This is a genomic window from Microbacterium croceum (assembly GCF_023091245.1).
Classification (GTDB): Bacteria; Actinomycetota; Actinomycetes; order Actinomycetales; family Microbacteriaceae; genus Microbacterium; species Microbacterium croceum.
Map to the genome: position 1 here is coordinate 2,148,387 of NZ_JAHWXN010000001.1, position 18,601 is coordinate 2,166,987.

The following is an 18,601-nucleotide window of genomic DNA, read 5'->3' on the forward strand; positions in this document are numbered from 1 at the left end:
CACTCGCCACGACCCACAAGGATGTGACATGGCTTCTGCCGCGCCTGCCCTTACCCGCATCGAGTCCGATTCGCTCGGAAGCATGGAGATCCCCGCCGACGCGTACTGGGGTATCCACACCGCTCGCGCTGATGCGAACTTCCCGATCACGAAGCGTCCGATCTCGGTGTATCCGGACCTCGTCAGGGCGCTCGCGATGGTCAAGCAGGCGAGCGCACGGGCGAACCGTGAGATCGGTGTGCTGGATCCCGAGCGCGCCGACCTCATCGACCGGGCGGCGCAGCGCGTCATCGACGGCGAGTTCCACGACCAGTTCACCGTCGGTGTCATCCAGGGCGGCGCCGGTACCTCGACCAACATGAACGCGAACGAGGTCATCACCAACATCGCACTCGAGATAGCAGGGCGGGAGAAGGGCGACTATGCCTTCCTGTCGCCGATCGACCACACCAACCGCAGCCAGTCCACGAACGACGTCTACCCGACCGCGGTGAAGATCGGTCTCTCGTTGACGTTGCGTTCGCTGCTCGACGAGCTCGATCTGCTGCGCCGGTCGTTCCTCGGCAAGGCCGGCGAGTTCCACGACATCCTCAAGGTCGGGCGCACGCAGTTGCAGGATGCGGTGCCGATGACGCTCGGCCAGGAGTTCCACGGATTCGCGACCACACTCGGCGAGGACCACAGCCGTCTGACCGAGAACGCATCGCTGATGTTCGAGATCAACATGGGTGCGACCGCGATCGGCACCGGCATCACGACTCATGCCGACTACGCTCCCGCAGTGCTCCGTCACCTGCGCGAGATCACGGCTCTGGACCTGTCCACCGCGACGGATCTCGTCGAATCGACCAGCGACACGGGCGCCTTCATGTCGTTCTCGTCGTCGCTCAAGCGCAATGCGATCAAGCTCTCCAAGATCTGCAACGACCTGCGCCTCCTCTCCTCGGGACCGCAGGCCGGGCTCGGAGAGATCAACCTGCCCGCCATGCAGGCCGGTTCCAGCATCATGCCGGGCAAGGTCAACCCGGTGATCCCCGAGGTCGTCAACCAGGTCGCCTTCGCCGTCGTCGGTGCCGATATGACCGTCACGATGGCGGTGGAGGGCGGGCAGCTGCAGCTCAACGCCTTCGAGCCGGTGATCGCTCACTCGATCTTCCAATCCATCACCTGGATGCGTCAGGCGATGTGGACGCTGCGCGTCAACTGCGTCGACGGCATCACCGCGAACCGCGACCGTCTCGGTGCGATGGTCGGCGCCTCCGTCGGCGTCATCACCGCTCTGACCCCGTTCATCGGCTACGCGGCGGCCGCCGCGCTGGCGAAGACGGCTCTGCTCACCAACCGCAATGTGGCAGACCTCGTGGTCGAGGCCGGGTTGATGTCGCGTGACGAGGTCATGAAGCAGCTGTCTCCCGCGCGGCTGTCCGGGCTCGAAGCGGTCACCGCCGCGATCCCGATCATCGCGCCGGAGGATCTCATCGAGATCTGACCCACGCACGACGAAGGCCCCGACGCGATCTCGCCGGGGCTTTCGTCATGTCGCGGAGCCGATCGGCCCAGGAACGATCAGTCCAGGATGCGGCAGTGCGTGGTGAGTGCGCCGATGCCGTCGATGCCGACGGTGACCGTCGACCGGTCGCGCAGGAAGATCTGCGGGTCGCGCGAGTAGCCGGCCCCACCGGGGCTGCCGGTGGAGATGAGCGTGCCGGGCAGCAGGGTCAGCGACTGAGACAGATGCGTGATGAGCGTGGCGACCGACCGGACCATCTGGTCGGTCGAGGCGTCCTGCACGGTGTGCCCGTCGACGACGGTCCAGATATGCAGGTCTTGCGGGTCCGGGATCTCGTCGGCGGTCACGACGAAGGGGCCCGTGGGGGTGAACCCGTCGAAGGACTTGCATCGCGACCACTGCGCCTCGGAGAACTGGACGTTACGGGCCGTGATGTCGTTGACGACGGTGTAGCCCCAGACATGGGACAGCGCATCGTCGTGCGTGACGTCCTTGGCGGGGGTGCCGATGAGCACGCCGAGCTCGGCCTCGTAGTCCACGGCCTCGCTGAGGGTGCGCGGCCATGAGGTCGTGTGCTCGTGCCCGGTGAGCGAGTTCGGCCACAGCGTGAACACGGTCGGAGCCGTATCGGTCTTCAGACCCAGCTCGCTGGAGTGTGCGGCGTAGTTGAGGCCGACGGCGAGCACAGCCGGCGGTGCGAGAACCGCGGAGTCGAAGGTCCACCCCTCCAGCGGGTACCGCGGCGCGGACCCGTCCGCGAGTGCCGCGCGGAGGGCGACGAGCATCTCGTCTCCTCCCTCGATGAGCTGCTGCAAGGTCGCAGGAGCATCGGCCAGGAGGTCAGAGACGAGGATGGCGTCGGCGTCTTCCACCACGGCGAGAATCGCGCGAGGGGAGTCGGCACGGCGCAGATGAGCGAACCGCATGTCTCTACGCTACCGGGTGGGTGCCTCGATCAGCCTGGAGGTGTCCGCCAGATCCCGGCCGTATCGCTTGTGGCCCATATGCTTTGGCTATGACTTTCGGAGGACCGCCTCAGCCGCCGCAGCCGTCGCCGTACACGCCGCCGCCCGCAGAGCCGTCGCCGTACACGCCGCAGCAATACTCCCAGTCGCCCTATACACCGGCCCGGTTCGCGCAGCAGCCGACGTACGAGTCCGCTCTCGCACAGCCGACGAGCTACACGCCGCCCGCGCCGGTGGCACCGTCGCCCGCCGAGTCCCTGCCGGCGCTGCCGGTGCCGACCACCAAGGGCCGCACGGTATCGATCTGGCTGTTCGGTCTGCTCGGCTTCCTGCTGATCGCACTGATCGGCTACTTCGCGTGGGCGCTCGGCCCTACCGCCTCCGTGATCGGGCTGGTGCTCGCTCTCATCCCGCTCACGATCGTGTTCCTGGGCGTGCGGATGATCGACCGGTGGGAGCCGGAGCCGAAGAGGCTCGTGTTCTTCGCCATCGCGTGGGGAGCGATCGCCGCAGTCGGTCTGACACTGCTGGTCGATGTCGGCCTCACTCTGCTGGTCGGCCCGCGCGACGAGGCGCTCTCGTCCGTGTTCCAGGCACCGATCGTCGAGGAGTTCTGGAAGGGATTCGGCGTCTTCCTGATCTTCCTGGTCGCACGACGAGCGTTCGACGGACCGATCGATGGAGTGGTCTACGGCGCGCTCGTCGGTGCGGGCTTCGCGTTCACCGAGAACATCCAGTACTTCGCGATCAGCCTGATCGAAGGCGGTGGGGAGCAGCTCACCGTCACCTTCGTCGTGCGCGCCTTGCTCTCCCCGTTCGCCCATGCGATGTTCACGGCGCTCACCGGCTTCGCGATCGGTCTCGCTGCACGCCGCCATGCATCGGCAGGGACGGCACTCGGTGCCGGTCTGCTGGGGCTGCTCGGCGCGATCCTGCTGCACGGCCTGTGGAACGGGTCCGCGACGTTCGCCGACTTCTTCGCGCTGTACTTCACGCTGCAGGTGCCGCTCTTCGTAGGCTTCATCCTCGGTATCGTCGCCCTGCGCCGCGAGGAGGCGCGCCTGACACGGATCCGGCTCAGCGAGTACGCCGCCGCCGGCTGGTTCACGCCAGAGGAGGTCACCATGCTCGCGACGCCGGCAGGACGCAAGGTCGGGCTGGCGTGGGCGGCGCAGCTTCGCGGAGACCGTCGTCCCCTCATGCGCGAGTTCATCAAGGATGCGACGGCTCTGGCATCCGTGCGCCAGCGCGCGATCACCGGTCGTGATCCCCTGGCTGCGGAAGACGAGAGGGCGCTACTGATCCGCACGCGCGCGACCAGGGCGGCGCTGCTCGCTTACTGACGGTCTCTCCGGCTGAGAAGCACCAGCCAGGACAAGACTCAGCGCCCGATGCTGCGGCGATGCCTGCATGTCTACCGGGCGCTGAGTTGATCTGTAAACAGGGTGCACCCGGTCGTCGCGGGTGTCAAGGGTCACTTGCTGACACAGTCGATCGGCCGCCCGACGACGATCATGTGCGAGGCGCGCGGGGGTGCGGAATGTTCGCTGTGAGCAGGTGCGCACGCGTTGACCGGTCGGCGGGGCTCCGGTTGGATGGAGTCATGACTGATCGCACAAAGCCTGAGTTCGACGCCCCCACCGGTCCCGCTCCCTCGGAGCTCGTGGTCCGCGACCTCATCGAAGGTGATGGTGCCGAGGCCAAGCCCGGCGACACCGTCACCGTGCACTACGCCGGGGTCGAGTTCGAGTCCGGCGAGGAGTTCGACTCGTCCTGGGGGCGTGGTGAGACCATCCAGTTCCCGCTGCGCGGCCTGATCCAGGGCTGGCAGGATGGCATCCCCGGCATGAAGGTCGGCGGTCGCCGTGAGCTCGTGATCCCGCCGCACCTGGCGTACGGCCCCGCGGGCGGCGGACACTTCTTGTCCGGCAAGTCGCTGATCTTCATCATCGACCTCGTCGCAGTCGGCTGACCGACCTCTGCATGACGCGCCCTTCCCTGCGGGGGAGGGCGCGTTCTGCGTCGCCCTGTGGCTTTTCTCCAGGAGATTCCTATTCGAGGGAATGTATTCTTCTGAATGCGAGTTGACTACTCATATGCCGCAGTTGCGGCCCTTGTCCCGTAAGGAGATCCCATGACCACGATCGACGTTCCCGGCTACCGCCCCGGCACCTGGGTGCTGGACCCCTCGCACAGCGAGGTCACCTTCAGCGTCCGCCACATGATGATCTCCAAGGTGCGCGGCACCTTCGGCGTCAAGAGCGCGACTCTGATCGCTCCCGAGAACCCGCTCGAGGCCAAGGTCGAGGCGAGCGTCGACGTCACCTCGATCGACACCAAGGACGAAGGACGCGACACGCACCTGCGCTCCGCAGACTTCTTCGACACCGAGAACTTCCCGACCATGGAGTTCGTCTCGACCGGTGCGCGCGTCGAGGACGGCGACCTGTTCGTCGACGGCGACCTCACGATCCGCGGCATCACCAAGCCGGTGAGCTTCGAGCTCGACTTCGGCGGCTTCGGCAGCGACCCGTGGGGCAACTACAAGGCCGGCGCTTCGGCGAAGACCGTCATCAACCGCGAGGACTTCGGTCTGACCTGGAATGCCGCACTCGAGACCGGTGGCGTGCTCGTCGGCAAGGACGTCACGATCAGCCTCGACCTGCAGGGTTCCCTGCAGCAGGACTGATCACTGTGCGACGGAGAACCCCGGGCCCTCAGGGCTCGGGGTTCTCTGCGTCGTAGCCGCGGAACCTCGAGCTGCGACGAGCAAGGACCGCGACGAGCGCGATCACGAGGAAGCCGCCCAGCAGGGGAGGGAACCACAGCGCCGTGAACGTCGCGAGCGTGCCGGCGTAGAGCGCGCCGACCCGCGGACCGCCCGCGACCACGACGATGAACACGCCTTGCAGCCGACCGCGCATGGCATCGGGGACCGCGGCCTGCATCATCGTGTTCCGGTAGATCGAGCTGACGTTGTCGGCGGCGCCGGAGAACGCGAGAGCGATGCAGGCGAGCACGATCAGCGCGATGTGCGGACTCGTCTCCGTCGCGGGGTCTGTCCCGGCGCCGACCAGCAGGACGAGTCCGAAGAGCAGGATGGCTGCACCGTAGGCTTCGACCGCGCGCTCGATGCCGCGCCCGTGCCAGCGGTACTGCACCACGCGGCCGGAGAACAGGCTCGATGCGAACGTGCCGACCGCTACGGCGGCGGTGAGCAGCCCCGTCGTGAGTGCTCCACCCCCGAGGAGGACGGTGCCGAGCGCGGGGAAGAGTACCAGGGGCTGCCCGAACGTCATCGCGATGATGTCGAGGATGTACTGCATCCGGATGTTGCCGGCTCGGCGCAGGAAGCGCCAGCCGTCGACCAGAGACGCCAGCCCTGGGCGCACCACGTCTCCCTCGGGTCGCAGTGATGGCAGCGTCCACAGTCCGAGGAACATCGAGAGCATGAGGACGACGTCGATCGTGTAGGTCCAGCCGTAGCCGGTCAGGGCGACCAAGAGGCCGGCCAGTGCGGGGCCGGCCATGACGGTGAGCCCGAAGGCGACCCCGTTGAGGGCGGAGGCGGCGGCGAGCTTGTCGCGCGGGATCAGGCGAGGCACGATCGCGGTACGGGTCGCCATCCCGACCGAGTTGGCGGCCGAGTTGATCATGCTGAGAGCGTAGAGCCACCAGATCGTCTCGCCGCCCGACCACGTGAGGGCGGCGAGCAGCGCGGTCGACGCGAACGTCACGGTGGCGGCGATGAGTGCCACCCGGCGACGGTCGAACGCGTCGGCGAGCATGCCGCCGTAGAGGCCGGCGAGGATCATCGGGATGAGGCCGGCCACCGCGATCATCGAGACGGCGAAAGTGCTGCCCGTGAGTGCGAACACGTGCAGCATCACAGTGACGAGTGTGAGCTGTCCTCCGATGCCCGAGAGCGTGGATCCGATCCACATGCGCGCGAACGCCGGATTCTCGGTGAGAGGGCTCAGATCGATGAGTACTCCGCGCCGCGCACTCATCCTGTGATCTCGCCGTATCGCACCTCTCGAGCGTATCGGAGCACGAGGTCGGCGGCCCGTGCGGGCGCGGTCGTCGAAGAGCGTCCCGGGCTGGTAGACTCTTCAGGTTGCCGTTTGATCGGCCGCGGATAAAGAGAGCCCACGTATCAGGCGTCGGGCGCCGCGCAACGAACTGAAAGGGGATCCCATCTATGCCGCTCGAGTCTGACGCCAAGAAGGCGATCATGGAAGAGTACGCGACGCACCCCGGTGACACCGGATCCCCCGAGGTGCAGGTCGCAATGCTGACGCAGCGCATCAAGGACCTCACCGAACACCTCAAGGAGCACAAGCACGACCACCACTCGCGTCGTGGTCTGTTCCTCATGGTGGGTCAGCGCCGTCGTCTGCTCGGCTACCTCCAGGACATCGACATCGAGCGTTACCGCTCGCTGATCGAGCGTCTCGGGCTTCGCCGATAACGCGACCCTGCGTACAATCGCGCAGAACATTCTTGAGAAGGCCGTCCCAGGTGTGGGGCGGCCTTCGTCGTCGTCGGAGTTGATTCACGTGTGAGTTTCCATTAGGAAAGTGGTGAGCTTTCCACTCGGAAACAGAATGCGAGGTCGTCATGGACCAGAAACCGATGCGGGGCGCAGCGCCACTCGACCCGCCTTCGCCCGAAGTCGCGCGCCGCTATATCGACGAGGTCGGTCGTGTTCGCGAGCGCCGCGATGATCAGGTGAATCTCCGTCCGCAAGGCTGGCTGACGATCGTCCAAGGCGTGCTGGTGGCGGGACTGGTCGGCTCCACGATCGTCGCGTTCCGTGCCGGCGAGACGTCGGTGGCGATGCTTCTCGTCCTGGCGTTCCTGATGGCCGGGCAGGTGCTGACGGGCGTGACCGAACGATTCGGCGGGCAGCGCCGCTTCACTCGCCGGCGGTGGTTCTACTACGGCGCACTCGTGCTCGCGGGAGCGGGCGTCATCGCCACGTACCTGCTGAGCCTGTTGTCCGAGAACGGATCCTTCCTCCCGCTGGGCCTGATCCTCGCTCCCGCCGGCTTCGCGGTCCTCGTGCTCCTCGCCATCGGGACCTGTCAGTTGTGGCTGTCGCGTGGTGCACCGCAGGCAGCCAGACGAGAGCTCCCGCCGTTCGTCTGGCCGGCGCGGGGGACGACTCTGGCGTTCGGGATCCTGCTCGGCACCATGATCGTCACTGCAGCGATGGGAGAGACGCTGTTCACGTCGGTGCTCACCGTGCTGGCCGGCATCGCGCTCATCGTCGCGAGCGTCGGCGGCGGAACAGACTGGGGCCTGGCATACCTCGGCCAGGTCTGGCGGTGGCCGCAGTTCCTGATGCTGTTCGCAGGGATCGCGGCGCTCGGTGTCACTGTCGTCGTCGGGTCGACGGGGGCCGTCAATGCTCACGTCGGTGTCCTGGCCGGAGCGGGCATCGTCGTCCTGGCCCTGATCGCGTCGCTCGCGCCGTTGTCGGCGAAGGCGGACGGGCGTGCCTGACATCCGCGCGGCTGCGGACAGAGGTCACCCGCGTACCCGCCTCGACGACAACTTCGCCACACCGATCCGTTTCTCGATCCTCGCGTCGCTCGGCGACGGGGTCGAACTCGACTTCGCGACCCTCGCCGGTGTTCTGCAGGCGAACGATTCCGTGCTCAGCAAGGCGATCGCCCACCTGCAGGACGCGGGTTACCTGTCGACACGGAAGGGGTACGTCGGTAGCCGGCCGCGCACCTGGGTTCGGTCGACGACTGCCGGGCAGCGGGCTTTCGCCGGTCACCTCGGCGCGCTGCGGGAGATCGTCGAGCTCGGCGGAGGTCAGCTGACCTGGTCGTCAGGCCCGCACGACTGAACCTCTGATCGCGTCAGGGAGCCTGATCATCAGGCGCTCGCAGAGGCACTCGACTGGTAGCCGAACGCCTCTGCGCGTGCGTCAGGCCGAGGTGCCGACGAGGTCCGCATGGTGGATGGCCGCGACGTCCGGATGTGCGCGCAGGCGCGACTTCAGGGCGTTCTCGCCGTACAGTGCATGGATCGGGTTGCTCGGGTCATCGGTGACACCGTTCGCTTCGGCGGCGAGCTCGGCCGGTAGCTCGATCAGCGGAAGGCGCTTGTCGAGTGCCGGGTTGAAGAAGAACGGGATGGAGATGCGCTCGTCCGGGGCCTTCGGGGAGACGACGCGGTGGTTCGTCGCTTTGAGGTAGCCGCCGGTGGCGTACTCGAGCAGCTCGCCGATGTTGACGACGAAGGCACCCGGCACCGGGGGTGCGTCCACCCAGGCGCCGTCGCGCTCGACCTGGAGCCCGCCCTTGCCCGGCTCCACCCACAGCAGGGTGAGCACACCCGAGTCCTTGTGTGCGCCGACGCCCTGTTGGGGCTCGGGCGCATCCGTCCCCGGGTAGCGCACGATCTTGATCAGCGTCGAGGGTTCCCCGAAGTGCTCGTCGAAGTATGTCTCTTCGGCACCGAGCGTCTGCGCCCAGGCGCGCAGGAGCTTGCGGGCGACATCGGACAGGGTGGCGTGCCACTCGGCGACCACGTCCTGCAGCTCCGGCTGCGCGGCCGGCCACAGGTTCGGGCCCACCAGGCGGTTGAACGCGGGGCCGCCGACGATCGGCTGGCGCTCGGGTCCGATGTCGATCTGCTCGCGCCAGTCGACCTTGCCCTGCGTGCGTTCGCCGCCGACGCGCGTGTAGCCCCGGAAGTGCGGGCTGTTGACGTTCTCGATCGCGAGCTTGTCGGCCTCCGGCAGGGCGAAGAAGTCGAGCGCGGCCTGGTGCAGTCGCGCCTCGAGCTCGGGGGAGATGCCGGTTCCGGTCAGGTAGAAGAACCCGACATCGTGCGTCGCGGCGCGCAGATCGTCGCGGAACCGCGTGGCCGACTCGGGGCCGTTGTCGAGCTCGGACAGGTCGAGGATGGGAAGCGAGAGTTCAGCCATGACCCGAGGGTAGATCCGCGTGCTCGGAGCGCGGCCGAGTGTTGCGTCGCGTTACTTTCCCCGACGACTGCCCGCATCTCCACTGTGGCTGCCCTTTGTCCGCACATCGGATGTCACGAACGGTCGACCTGCGGTGATAAAGTCTCGTTGGTAAGGGATGCCTTACCTCATCGATCTGCAGAGAGTTTCATTCCGTGCTCGCCACCTTCCTGATCGGCCTCCGCGAGGGGCTCGAAGCCGCGCTCGTCGTCGGCATTCTCGTCGCCTACCTCCGACGGCTCGGCCGCCAGGACGCGCTTCCGAAGCTGTGGGCGGGTGTGGGTCTCGCGATCGTCCTCGCCCTCGGAATCGGTGCGGTACTCACCTTCGGTGCGTACGAGCTGACCTTCACGGCGCAGGAGCTGATCGGCGGCCTGCTCTCCCTCCTCGCGGTCGGCATGGTCACCTGGATGATCTTCTGGATGCAGCGCGCCGGCCGCACCATGAAGGCGACACTCGAAGGCGGCGTGGACAAAGCTCTCACCACGGGGGGCCTCTGGGCGCTCGTCGCGATCGGGTTCGTATCCGTCTCGCGCGAGGGAATCGAGACCACCCTGCTGCTGTGGTCGATGGTGCAGTCCTTCGGCGATGCTCCGACTGCGATCGTCGGGGCCTTGCTCGGGCTCGCTGCCGCCGTCGTGATCGGCGGGCTGATCTCGCGGGGCGCTGTCACGCTCGATCTCCGACGCTTCTTTGCCTGGACCGGCGGATTCCTGGTCGTCGTCGCCGCCGGCGTGCTCGCCTATGCGGTCATGGATCTGCAGGAAGCCGGTGCGATTCCCGGGCCGTTCACGCCCGCAGCCCCCATCGACCCCGCCACCGGCGATGTCGCGATCGGGTGGGCTGCCTTCCCGTTCGGATGGGCCTTCGACGTGTCGACCGCCATCGCCCCGCGAGGACCGCTCGCGGCGATCCTGCAGGCGACCGTCGGCTTCATGCCCGCCATGACCTGGTTGCAGGTCGTCGGGTGGACCCTCTACATCACCATCGTCGGATCGTTCTACGTCCGCGGTCTTCGTCCGCGTCGTCCCTCGACGCCGCAGCCCGCTGCGGACCCGGACGCCGCCACGAAGACCTCTCTCGCACAACAAGGAGCAGCATGACCACCCCCTATCGGATCCTCGGCGTGCTCGCCGCCACCGGAGCTGCGGCGCTCGTCCTGAGCGGATGCGTCGCCAAGACCGACGTCGACGCTGCCGCCGCGTTCGATGTCTCCTCCACCGACAGCGACTGCGTCGTGTCGGGTTCGACGGCCGCCAGCGGAACCCTGACGTTCTCGGTGGCCAACGACACCGATCAGATCACGGAGTTCTACCTGCTCGCCGAAGACGGCCTGCGCATCGTCGGCGAGGTCGAGAACATCGCGCCGTCGGCGTCGCGTACCCTCACGGTGGTCGCGCAGCCGGGCGAGTACTACACCCTGTGCAAGCCCGGCATGATCGGCGAGGGCGTGGGCAAGGCCTCCTTCACAGTCACCGGCGAGCGGGTGAGCGTCGATGGTCCGGGCGCCGAGCAGAAGCAGCAGGCCGTCGACCTCTACGGCGCGTTCGTCAAGGATCAGGTCGGCCAGCTCGTTCCCGCCGTCGAGGACTTCGTCGCCGCCTACGAGTCCGGCGACGATGAGACCGCCCGCGCGCTCTTCCCGCAGACCCGCGCCTACTACGAGCGCATCGAACCGGTCGCCGAGGCGCTGGGCGACCTCGATCCGCGCATCGACTACCGCGAGGTCGACGCCGTCGCCGAGGGACTCGACTGGACCGGCTTCCACCGTATCGAGAAGGACCTGTGGGTGCCGGCGAAGGACGCGCTGAACGCCGACGGCGAGACGTCGGCGTGGCAGGACTGGGCGCCGTCGACACCCCAGGAGCGCGCCGACTTCGGTGACATGCTCCTCGCCGACGTGCAGGAGCTCTACGACTACGTGCACTCCGACGACTTCACCACCGCGCTCGACGACCAGGGCATCGGCGGCATCTCGAACGGGGCGATCGCGCTGCTCGACGAGGTCGCGACCGGCAAGATCTCCGGCGAGGAGGACTGGTGGTCCGGCACCGACCTCTACGACTTCGCGGCGAACGTCGAGGGATCGAAGATGGCCTTCTCTCTCGTGCAGGACTTCGCAGCGGCCCAGGGCGACGACGGCGCGGCGCTCGTCGCCGAGATCGAAGACGGCTACGCCGCGCTCGAGACATCGCTCGCCGCGCACGGCTCCCTCGCCGATGGCTTCGTGGGCTACTCCGAGCTCACCGACCAGGACAAGCGGGAATTCACCGATCTGATCAACGCCCTGGCCGAGCCGCTGTCGCAGCTCACCGGCACGGTGCTCGACTGATCCGCTGACCGGATACGATCACGCACGTGAATGAATCAGGAACGGATGCCGCGGCCGAAGAAGCGTCGAGCGCGGAGCAGGCTGCGGCATCCGCTCCGGCCGGTCTGAGCAGGCGGGGTCTGCTCGGACTCGCGATCGGCGGTGGAGTCGCGGGGCTCGCCGTCGGTGCGGGAGCCGGACTCGCCGGTGGAGTCGCGCTAGGGAGGGCGCGGGCCGCGGCGGACGCGCAGGACCCCTACGCCTTCTTCGGCGACCATCAGGCCGGAATCACGACTGCGGTGCAGGATCATCTGCACTTCGCGTCGTTCGACATGATGCCGCGCACCGACCGCGACGACCTGATCTCTCTCCTGCAGGACTGGTCGTACGCGGCGTCTCGCATGACCCAGGGCCTCGAAGTCAGTGCGACGGGTGCTGTCGGCGGTCCGGCGGAGCAGCCGCCGGAGGACACCGGCGAAGCGCTGGGCCTGCCCGCAGCGGGGCTCACGATCACCTTCGGCTTCGGTCCTGGACTGTTCGAGAACGAAGACGGCGACCGGTATGGAATCGCGGCGCTGCGCCCGAAAGGTCTCGAGCGACTTCCCGCCTTCCTTGGCGACGACCTCGATCCGCAGGGTTCGCACGGCGACCTGTGCATCCAGGCCTGTGCGGACGACCCGCAGGTGGCGGTGCACGCGATCCGCAATCTCAGCCGGCTCGCGTTCGGGCGTGCGCGACTGCGCTGGTCGCAGCTCGGTTTCGGCAAGACCTCGCGCACGACCGCGACCGCCGCGACTCCACGCAATCTGTTCGGCTTCAAGGACGGTACTGCGAACATCCTGGCCGACGACCAGAAGGCGCTGGACGCGCACGTCTGGGTGGCGGATGAGGACGAGCCGAGCTGGCTCGCCGGCGGGTCGTATCTCGTCGCCCGCAAGATCGCGATGCTGATCGAGACCTGGGATCGGGTGCGTCTCGCCGAGCAGGACACGATCGTCGGCCGAGACAAGGGGGAGGGCGCTCCGCTCTCCGGAGGCGACGAGTTCACGGCGCCGAACTTCAGCGGGACATCGATCGACGCGAACAGCCACGTCAGGCTCGCGCATCCGGAGCAGAACGACGGTATCCGCATCCTCCGCCGCGGCTACAACTACGTCGACGGCAACAACGACCTCGGGCGTCTGGACGCCGGACTCTTCTTCCTGTCATACCAGCGGGATCCGGCGCACTTCATCACACTGCAGCGGCGCCTGTCAACGGACCTGATGAACGAGTACATCCGCCACGTCGGATCAGGCATCTGGGCGATTCCGCGTGGGGCGCGGCCGGGTTCCTATGTCGGCGCCGAGCTGTTCGCCTAGCCGCGCAGGCGCTCCGGTCTGCGCCACAGGCTCAGGAGGCGAGCGTCTCGACCACGAAAGCCACCATCGCGTCGGCGCCGAAGTGGTCGTCGGCAGTGATGGTCACCACTGCGTCAGCCGTGAAGATGAGCAGCTGACCATAGGCGCCGTGGAGTCGCCAGGCGTCGCCGGGTCCACCCCAGCCGGCAAGCGCGTAGCGGTCGTACCCCGGGCTCTCACCCGCGACCACCCAGTCGGAGTGCATGGCATCGATCCACGCCGGCGCGACCAGCTGACGCCCCTCCCAGACACCGCGATCTCGGATCAGTCGCCCGAGGCGGGCCATCTCCTCTGTCCGCAGAGCCACGCCGCCACCGGCGACGATCCGGCCGTTCGGGCATCGCTCCCACGGGACCTGCGTCAATCCGAGCGGGGCGAACAGTCGGGGTTCGAGGTAGGCCGCGACATCGCCGACCTGCGTCTCGATGACGCGCATGGCGGTATAGGTGCTCGCGTTCGAGTACTGGAAGCGCCGCCCCGGCGTTGGCCGCCCGAGGAACTCCGACGCGAGGTCGGGCCAGTCGGTCATCATCGTCTCCGACCAGGGGAGGTCGATGCCGCTCGTCATCGTGAGCAGGTGGCGGAGCGTGACCTGATCGACCCCGTCACCGAGCGCGAAGCCCTTCAGATACGCCGCGACCGGTGCGTCGAAGGAGATGTACCCTTCCTCGGCGGCGATCGCGGCCGCCATGACGCAGATGCCCTTCGCCACCGAGTGGATGTCCTCTCGGATGTCGGGGGTCCATCGGTGCGTGGCCGTGTCCGCACCGATCAGCACGTGGAGGCCGTGTGCCCCGAATCCGGTCGAAGCTGTTTCCTGCACGATGCGGTCACGGATCGTCTCAGCACGGGTCACCCCTTCACGGTACCCGGAGTCGGTGGTTCCGCGGCGCCGTCATCGGCGCGGTCGGCGTGCCCCGGTGGGATCGTTCCGGCTGCCCTCTCGTGAGGCGAGGGCAGGGTCGGCGAACAGCCACTTCGGTCGCGGTTCGACGAGCGGCCGGAACACGCGTCGTACGGGCGCGGTGGCCAGTGCCAGCGCGACGAGCACCGAGAGCACGGTGACGAGCGGCAGCCAGAGCCAGGTCGGCTCCAGGTCGCGCAGCACCCCGGTCTCGCGGAAGGGGTAGAGGACGAAGGAGTGCAGGAGGAACACGTACATCGTGTACTGCCCGAACTTCGTCCACCAGTGCGTTCCCCGCGGGATCAGTGCGAAGAACGCCGTGCTCAGCACGACGGCGAGCACCATCAGCGCGAGGCGGACGCCGCCGGCCCACCACTGCTCGCCTCCGAGGTCGGCATAGGAGTCCTCGTAGAACAACCAGTGGCGCAAGTCGGCAGCCTGCCAGACGGGTAGCCAGTTCCAGGCGGCCCACCCGGTGGCGGCGATCACGCCGATCGCGACTGCGCGCACCCACCACGGACGGAGATCCAGAAGTCGGAAGCGGCGGACGATGTCGTGCTCGCGCAGCCACCACCCGAGGGCGAAGAAGGGCAGGAGTCCGAGGGTGCGGGACAACGAGAAGGTGCTGTCCACGTTGGGCAGGTAGCCGACTCCGAGGGATATCAGCACGGTCCAGGCCAACGGCCAGCGCAGCAGCGCCAGATAGGGGAGCACCAGGCGGAAGATCCCGAGCGCGAGCAGGAACCACAGCGTCCAGGACGGCTGCGTGATGTTCGGGTTCGCCTGACCCTCCACCAGCCACTTCGTCAGGGTCCAGAGCAGTTCGAAGATCACGTACGGCACGAGGATGTCGGTGATCACCCTGGCCATCTGCGTCTTGGTGGGCGAGCCCGACTTGGAGAAGTAGCCGGAGATGATCGCGAACGCCGGCATATGGAACGCGTACAGCGTGAGATAGAAGGCGAACGCGATGTCGGAGTCGTAGATGAGGCGCTGGATCGCGTGCCCGAGCACGACGAGCACGATGCACAGGTAGCGTGCGTTGTCCCAGAAGGGCACGCGGCGCCGCGGCTTGGCAGCGGAGCCCGCGCCCGTCGGTGGTCCTGCGATGTCCGCGCCGGCGCTGTTCATCCTCCGAGGCTACTCGGGGAATAAAGTTGCTCGTGTCACGTTGACTCAGATACATTCAAATGAATAGAAGCGGATGCCGAGTCATCCGGTTCGGAGAAGACGGAGCAATCATGAGCGAGCAGTCAGGCGCGCAGGCGATGCAGTTCGGCATCATGTCGGTCAGCGACATCACCCGCGATCCCACCACGGGAGTCACGCCCAGCGAGCAGGAGCGGATCAAGGCCACCCTGGCCATCGCGAAGCACAGCGAAGAGGTGGGCCTCGACGTGTTCGCGATCGGCGAGCACCACAACCCGCCGTTCTGGTCGTCCAGCCCCACGACGTTCCTCGCCGCCCTCGCCGCGCAGACCGAGCGTCTGATCGTCTCGACGTCCACGACGCTGATCACCACGAACGACCCGGTGCGCATCGCCGAGGAGTACTCGATGCTCCAGCACGTCTCCGACGGTCGCATGGACCTCATGCTCGGTCGCGGCAACACCGGACCGGTCTACCCCTGGTTCGGACAGGACATCCGCCAGGGACTCCCGCTCGCGATCGAGAACTACGCCCTGCTGCACAAGCTGTGGCGGGAGGACGTGGTCGACTGGGAGGGCAAGTTCCGCACCCCGCTGCAGGGGTTCACCTCGACGCCCCGTCCGCTCGACGGCGTCGCGCCCTTCGTGTGGCACGGCTCCATCCGCACGCCGGAGATCGCCGAGCAGGCTGCGTACTATGGCGACGGCTTCTTCGCGAACAACATCTTCTGGCCCAAGGAGCACTACCAGCGTCTGATCGAGCTCTACCGTCAGCGCTACGCCCACTACGGTCATGGCACGCCGGAGCAGGCGATCGTCGGGCTCGGCGGTCAGGTGTTCATGGCGGCGAAGTCGCAGGACGCCGTGAACGAGTTCCGGCCGTACTTCGACAACGCTCCCGTCTACGGCCACGGCCCGAGCATGGAGGACTTCACCGAGATGACGCCGCTCACCGTGGGCTCGCCCCAGCAGGTGATCGACCGCTACGCCGCGATGCGCGAGCACTATGGTGACTACCAGCGTCAGCTCTTCCTGATCGATCACGCCGGCCTGCCGCTGAAGACGGTGCTGGAGCAGCTCGACATCCTGGGGTCCGAGGTCGTACCGGTGCTGCGTAAGGAGCTGGCGAAGGATCGTCCGGCCGCGGTTCCCGACGCTCCGACCCACGCCGCGCGCGTGAAGGCGGAGTTCGGCGACGGCCCCACCCGCCAGGCGCGTCCCGGTGCGAATCGCGGAGACAACCTGACCGGGGACTCGCCCTACCAGGACACGCCCGCCCCCGCGGGCGCCGCGTTCGGTCTCAGCCGGAAGGAGGCCTGAGATGGCCACCCGCCGCATCGCGGTGATCTCCGCGGGGCTCTCGAATCCTTCCTCGACGCGGATGCTGGCTGACCGCCTCGCGGCCGAGACCGTGAAGGCGCTCGCCGGGCACGACATCGAGGCCAGCGTCGACGTGATCGAGCTGCGCGACTACGCACACGACATCACGAACAACCTGCTCACCGGGTTCGCGCCGCCCGCACTGGAGACCGCGATCAACACCGTGGTCTCCGCGGACGCGCTGATCGCCGTCACGCCGATCTTCTCCACGAGTTACAGCGGGTTGTTCAAGTCGTTCATCGACGTGCTCGACCCCGATGCGCTCACCGGGAAGCCCGTGCTCATCGGCGCCAATGCGGGGACGGCGCGGCATTCGCTCGCGATCGACTACGCCATCCGTCCGTTGTTCGCCTACCTGCACGCCGAGGCCGTGTCGACGGGCGTCTTCGCCGCGTCGAGCGACTGGGGCGGGGCAGGGGATGATGTGGCACCGCTCGCGAAGCGTGTCGAGAAGGGCGCACGCGAGCTCGCCGAGGCGATTGCACGCCGAGAGACCGCGGCCGTGGTCGACCCCTACGACCCGGCGACCTACCTCGGTGAAGGGCGCTCCTTCGGCCACATGCTCGGCGGTCTCGCGGGCGAGTGATCGTGCGGGGCATGACGCCGTCGACGATGTCCGAGGGGCATCATATGGTGGCGTCATGTCCCGTTTCACTGCATTCGACGACGTCCGCGGCGCGCTGACAGGATCCCTGATCCTTCCCTCCGACGACGGATACGACGAGGCGCGCCGCCCCTGGAATCTCGCCATCGCGCAGCATCCCGCCGTCGTGGCGACGCCCGCCGATGTGTCGGATCTGCGCATGCTCCTGGGGGCAGCGGCCGACCTCGGTGTGCAGATCGCGGTCCAGCCGGGCGGTCATGGGGCTTCAGGCGACCTCGCCGATGCGCTGCTGGTGCGCATGTCGGGCTTCGACGCGCTCGACATCGACCTCACGCGGGGAACGGCCGTCATCGGCGCCGGTGTGCGCTGGGGCCGGGTGGTCGACGCCCTCGAGGGAACGGGATGGGTGGCGCCCGCCGGCACGAGTCCCGTGGTCACCGCGACGGGCTACACGCTGGGCGGTGGGCATTCGTGGTTCAGCCGCACAGCGGGACTCGGATCCGACAACCTGCGCGCGGCGTGGGTGCTGCGCACGGATGGCACGCACGAGCGCGTCGACGACGAGACCGATCCCGATCTGATGTGGGCACTGCGCGGTGCCGGGGGTGTCGTCGGCATCGTCACCGCGATCGAGATCGACCTGGTCCCGGCCCCGTCGCTGTGGGGTGCGACGCTGGTGTTCGACGCGGCAGATGCACCCGCCGTGCTGCGTGCGGTGCGTGACCTCTCTGCCGACGCGCCCCCGACGCTGAACGTCTTCACGAACTCGATGCGCATGCCCGACGCGCCTCCGCTGCCGCCGGAGATCCGCGGACAGAGCTTCGTGATGGTGCAGGCTCTCTCGACGGAGGGCAGCGCAGACGCATTCCTCACGGCGATCCGGTCCGCCGGCACCGTGCGCCGAGACCAGTCCGGAGCGACCTCGCCGGCCCTCCTGAGCGCGCAGTCGAACGAGCCGACCGATCCGACGCCCAGCCGCGGAGCATCCGTGGCCCTGCGCACGCTCGACGATGCCGTGATCGACGAGTTGATCGCGTACCGCGATCGACCGGACCAGGCGTCGATCATCGGCATCGACATCCGCATGCTCGGCGGAGCACTCGATGCGCCGCGTCGGCCCGGCTTCGCCTCGCTGCAGGGGGTGGGGTGGATCGTCTACGCGCTTGCGCCGCTGTTCCCCGGCGCGCCGAGCGAACCGGGAGACGCCAGCCTGTCCGGTCTCCGTGCGCTCCTCGCGCCGAGCGCTGCCGAGCGCACGGTACCGACCTTTCTCAGTCCGGGGCGCACGCTCGAGCAGGCTGCCCCGGCGAGCGAGGTCGCGCGGCTTCGCGAGATACGCGAGAAGTCCGACCCTTCTGCGCTGCTCCACGAAGGGCGGCTGCCACGCTGACATT

Annotated in this window: 18 protein-coding genes; 13 read left to right on the forward strand and 5 right to left on the reverse strand. The window is 67.7% G+C overall.

Translation table 11 applies throughout. The annotated features are described in order from the left end of the window. Window positions 1-28: 28 nt before the first annotated feature. Complete coding sequence (locus tag KZC51_RS10110; protein WP_247629852.1) at window positions 29-1,489, forward strand: aspartate ammonia-lyase; 1,461 nt, start codon at window positions 29-31, stop codon at window positions 1,487-1,489. 77 nt (window positions 1,490-1,566) lie between these two features. Here KZC51_RS10110 and KZC51_RS10115 read toward each other — a convergent pair whose 3' ends face one another. Then, a complete protein-coding gene (locus tag KZC51_RS10115) occupies window positions 1,567-2,436 on the reverse strand; it encodes a fumarylacetoacetate hydrolase family protein (protein WP_247629853.1) in 870 nt (289 codons plus the stop codon). An 89-nt stretch (window positions 2,437-2,525) separates the two neighbouring features. Here KZC51_RS10115 and KZC51_RS10120 point away from each other — a divergent pair, with 89 nt between their 5' ends. The 3 genes from KZC51_RS10120 to KZC51_RS10130 all read left to right on the forward strand — a co-directional run bounded on the left by KZC51_RS10120 (window position 2,526) and on the right by KZC51_RS10130 (window position 5,164). Next, window positions 2,526-3,818, forward strand: coding sequence for a PrsW family intramembrane metalloprotease (locus KZC51_RS10120; RefSeq protein WP_247629854.1), 1,293 nt, complete (start codon window positions 2,526-2,528; stop codon window positions 3,816-3,818). A gap of 260 nt (window positions 3,819-4,078) precedes the next feature. After that, window positions 4,079-4,447: an FKBP-type peptidyl-prolyl cis-trans isomerase gene (locus KZC51_RS10125; RefSeq protein WP_247629855.1), complete on the forward strand. Its 369-nt coding sequence runs from the start codon at window positions 4,079-4,081 to the stop codon at window positions 4,445-4,447. A 162-nt stretch (window positions 4,448-4,609) separates the two neighbouring features. Next, window positions 4,610-5,164: a YceI family protein gene (locus KZC51_RS10130; RefSeq protein WP_247629856.1), complete on the forward strand. Its 555-nt coding sequence runs from the start codon at window positions 4,610-4,612 to the stop codon at window positions 5,162-5,164. Between the two features lie 28 nt (window positions 5,165-5,192). Here KZC51_RS10130 and KZC51_RS10135 read toward each other — a convergent pair whose 3' ends face one another. Then, complete coding sequence (locus tag KZC51_RS10135) at window positions 5,193-6,485, reverse strand: MFS transporter (RefSeq protein ID WP_247629857.1); 1,293 nt, start codon at window positions 6,483-6,485, stop codon at window positions 5,193-5,195. A gap of 191 nt (window positions 6,486-6,676) precedes the next feature. Here KZC51_RS10135 and rpsO point away from each other — a divergent pair, with 191 nt between their 5' ends. From rpsO to KZC51_RS10150, 3 genes are all read left to right on the forward strand, one after another. Continuing rightward, complete coding sequence (gene rpsO / locus KZC51_RS10140; RefSeq protein WP_046014407.1) at window positions 6,677-6,946, forward strand: 30S ribosomal protein S15; 270 nt, start codon at window positions 6,677-6,679, stop codon at window positions 6,944-6,946. A gap of 149 nt (window positions 6,947-7,095) precedes the next feature. Next, window positions 7,096-7,983, forward strand: coding sequence for a hypothetical protein (locus KZC51_RS10145; RefSeq protein ID WP_247629858.1), 888 nt, complete (start codon window positions 7,096-7,098; stop codon window positions 7,981-7,983). Then, window positions 7,976-8,335, forward strand: a complete 360-nt coding sequence (locus KZC51_RS10150) for a transcriptional regulator (protein ID WP_247629859.1) — start codon at window positions 7,976-7,978, stop codon at window positions 8,333-8,335. The genes KZC51_RS10145 and KZC51_RS10150 overlap by 8 nt, the downstream gene beginning before the upstream one ends. Window positions 8,336-8,416: 81 nt before the next feature. On the opposite strand, the gene KZC51_RS10155 is transcribed toward KZC51_RS10150, so the two are convergent. Beyond that, window positions 8,417-9,421 carry an isopenicillin N synthase family dioxygenase gene (locus KZC51_RS10155; protein ID WP_247629860.1) on the reverse strand — a complete coding sequence of 335 codons (1,005 nt, stop codon included), beginning with the start codon at window positions 9,419-9,421 and terminating at the stop codon, window positions 8,417-8,419. A 194-nt stretch (window positions 9,422-9,615) separates the two neighbouring features. Here KZC51_RS10155 and efeU point away from each other — a divergent pair, with 194 nt between their 5' ends. The 3 genes from efeU to efeB are packed head-to-tail and all read left to right on the forward strand — an operon-like array spanning window position 9,616 to window position 13,132. Then, window positions 9,616-10,563 carry an iron uptake transporter permease EfeU gene (gene efeU, locus KZC51_RS10160; RefSeq protein WP_247629861.1) on the forward strand — a complete coding sequence of 316 codons (948 nt, stop codon included), beginning with the start codon at window positions 9,616-9,618 and terminating at the stop codon, window positions 10,561-10,563. After that, window positions 10,560-11,792, forward strand: coding sequence for an iron uptake system protein EfeO (efeO, locus tag KZC51_RS10165; protein ID WP_247629862.1), 1,233 nt, complete (start codon window positions 10,560-10,562; stop codon window positions 11,790-11,792). Before efeU ends, efeO begins: the two co-directional genes overlap by 4 nt. Before the next feature lie 26 nt (window positions 11,793-11,818). After that, window positions 11,819-13,132, forward strand: a complete 1,314-nt coding sequence (efeB, locus tag KZC51_RS10170) for an iron uptake transporter deferrochelatase/peroxidase subunit (protein ID WP_247629863.1) — start codon at window positions 11,819-11,821, stop codon at window positions 13,130-13,132. A 31-nt stretch (window positions 13,133-13,163) separates the two neighbouring features. On the opposite strand, the gene KZC51_RS10175 is transcribed toward efeB, so the two are convergent. Together KZC51_RS10175 and KZC51_RS10180 are read right to left on the reverse strand one after the other, a co-directional pair. Further along, window positions 13,164-14,027, reverse strand: coding sequence for a serine hydrolase domain-containing protein (locus KZC51_RS10175; protein WP_247629864.1), 864 nt, complete (start codon window positions 14,025-14,027; stop codon window positions 13,164-13,166). Between the two features lie 39 nt (window positions 14,028-14,066). Then, window positions 14,067-15,206 carry an acyltransferase family protein gene (locus KZC51_RS10180; protein WP_247629865.1) on the reverse strand — a complete coding sequence of 380 codons (1,140 nt, stop codon included), beginning with the start codon at window positions 15,204-15,206 and terminating at the stop codon, window positions 14,067-14,069. A 110-nt stretch (window positions 15,207-15,316) separates the two neighbouring features. Between KZC51_RS10180 and KZC51_RS10185 the strand changes: the two genes are divergently transcribed. From KZC51_RS10185 to KZC51_RS10195, 3 genes are read left to right on the forward strand one after another with little or no spacing between them, the layout of a single operon-like run. Further along, the gene (locus tag KZC51_RS10185; protein ID WP_247629866.1) at window positions 15,317-16,543 is read left to right on the forward strand and encodes an LLM class flavin-dependent oxidoreductase; all 1,227 of its coding nucleotides are present in this window, start codon (window positions 15,317-15,319) and stop codon (window positions 16,541-16,543) included. Window position 16,544: 1 nt separating this feature from the next. Then, window positions 16,545-17,189: an FMN reductase gene (locus KZC51_RS10190; protein WP_247629867.1), complete on the forward strand. Its 645-nt coding sequence runs from the start codon at window positions 16,545-16,547 to the stop codon at window positions 17,187-17,189. Window positions 17,190-17,244: 55 nt separating this feature from the next. Then, window positions 17,245-18,597, forward strand: coding sequence for an FAD-binding oxidoreductase (locus KZC51_RS10195; RefSeq protein WP_247629868.1), 1,353 nt, complete (start codon window positions 17,245-17,247; stop codon window positions 18,595-18,597). The last annotated feature ends 4 nt before the right edge of the window (window positions 18,598-18,601 follow it).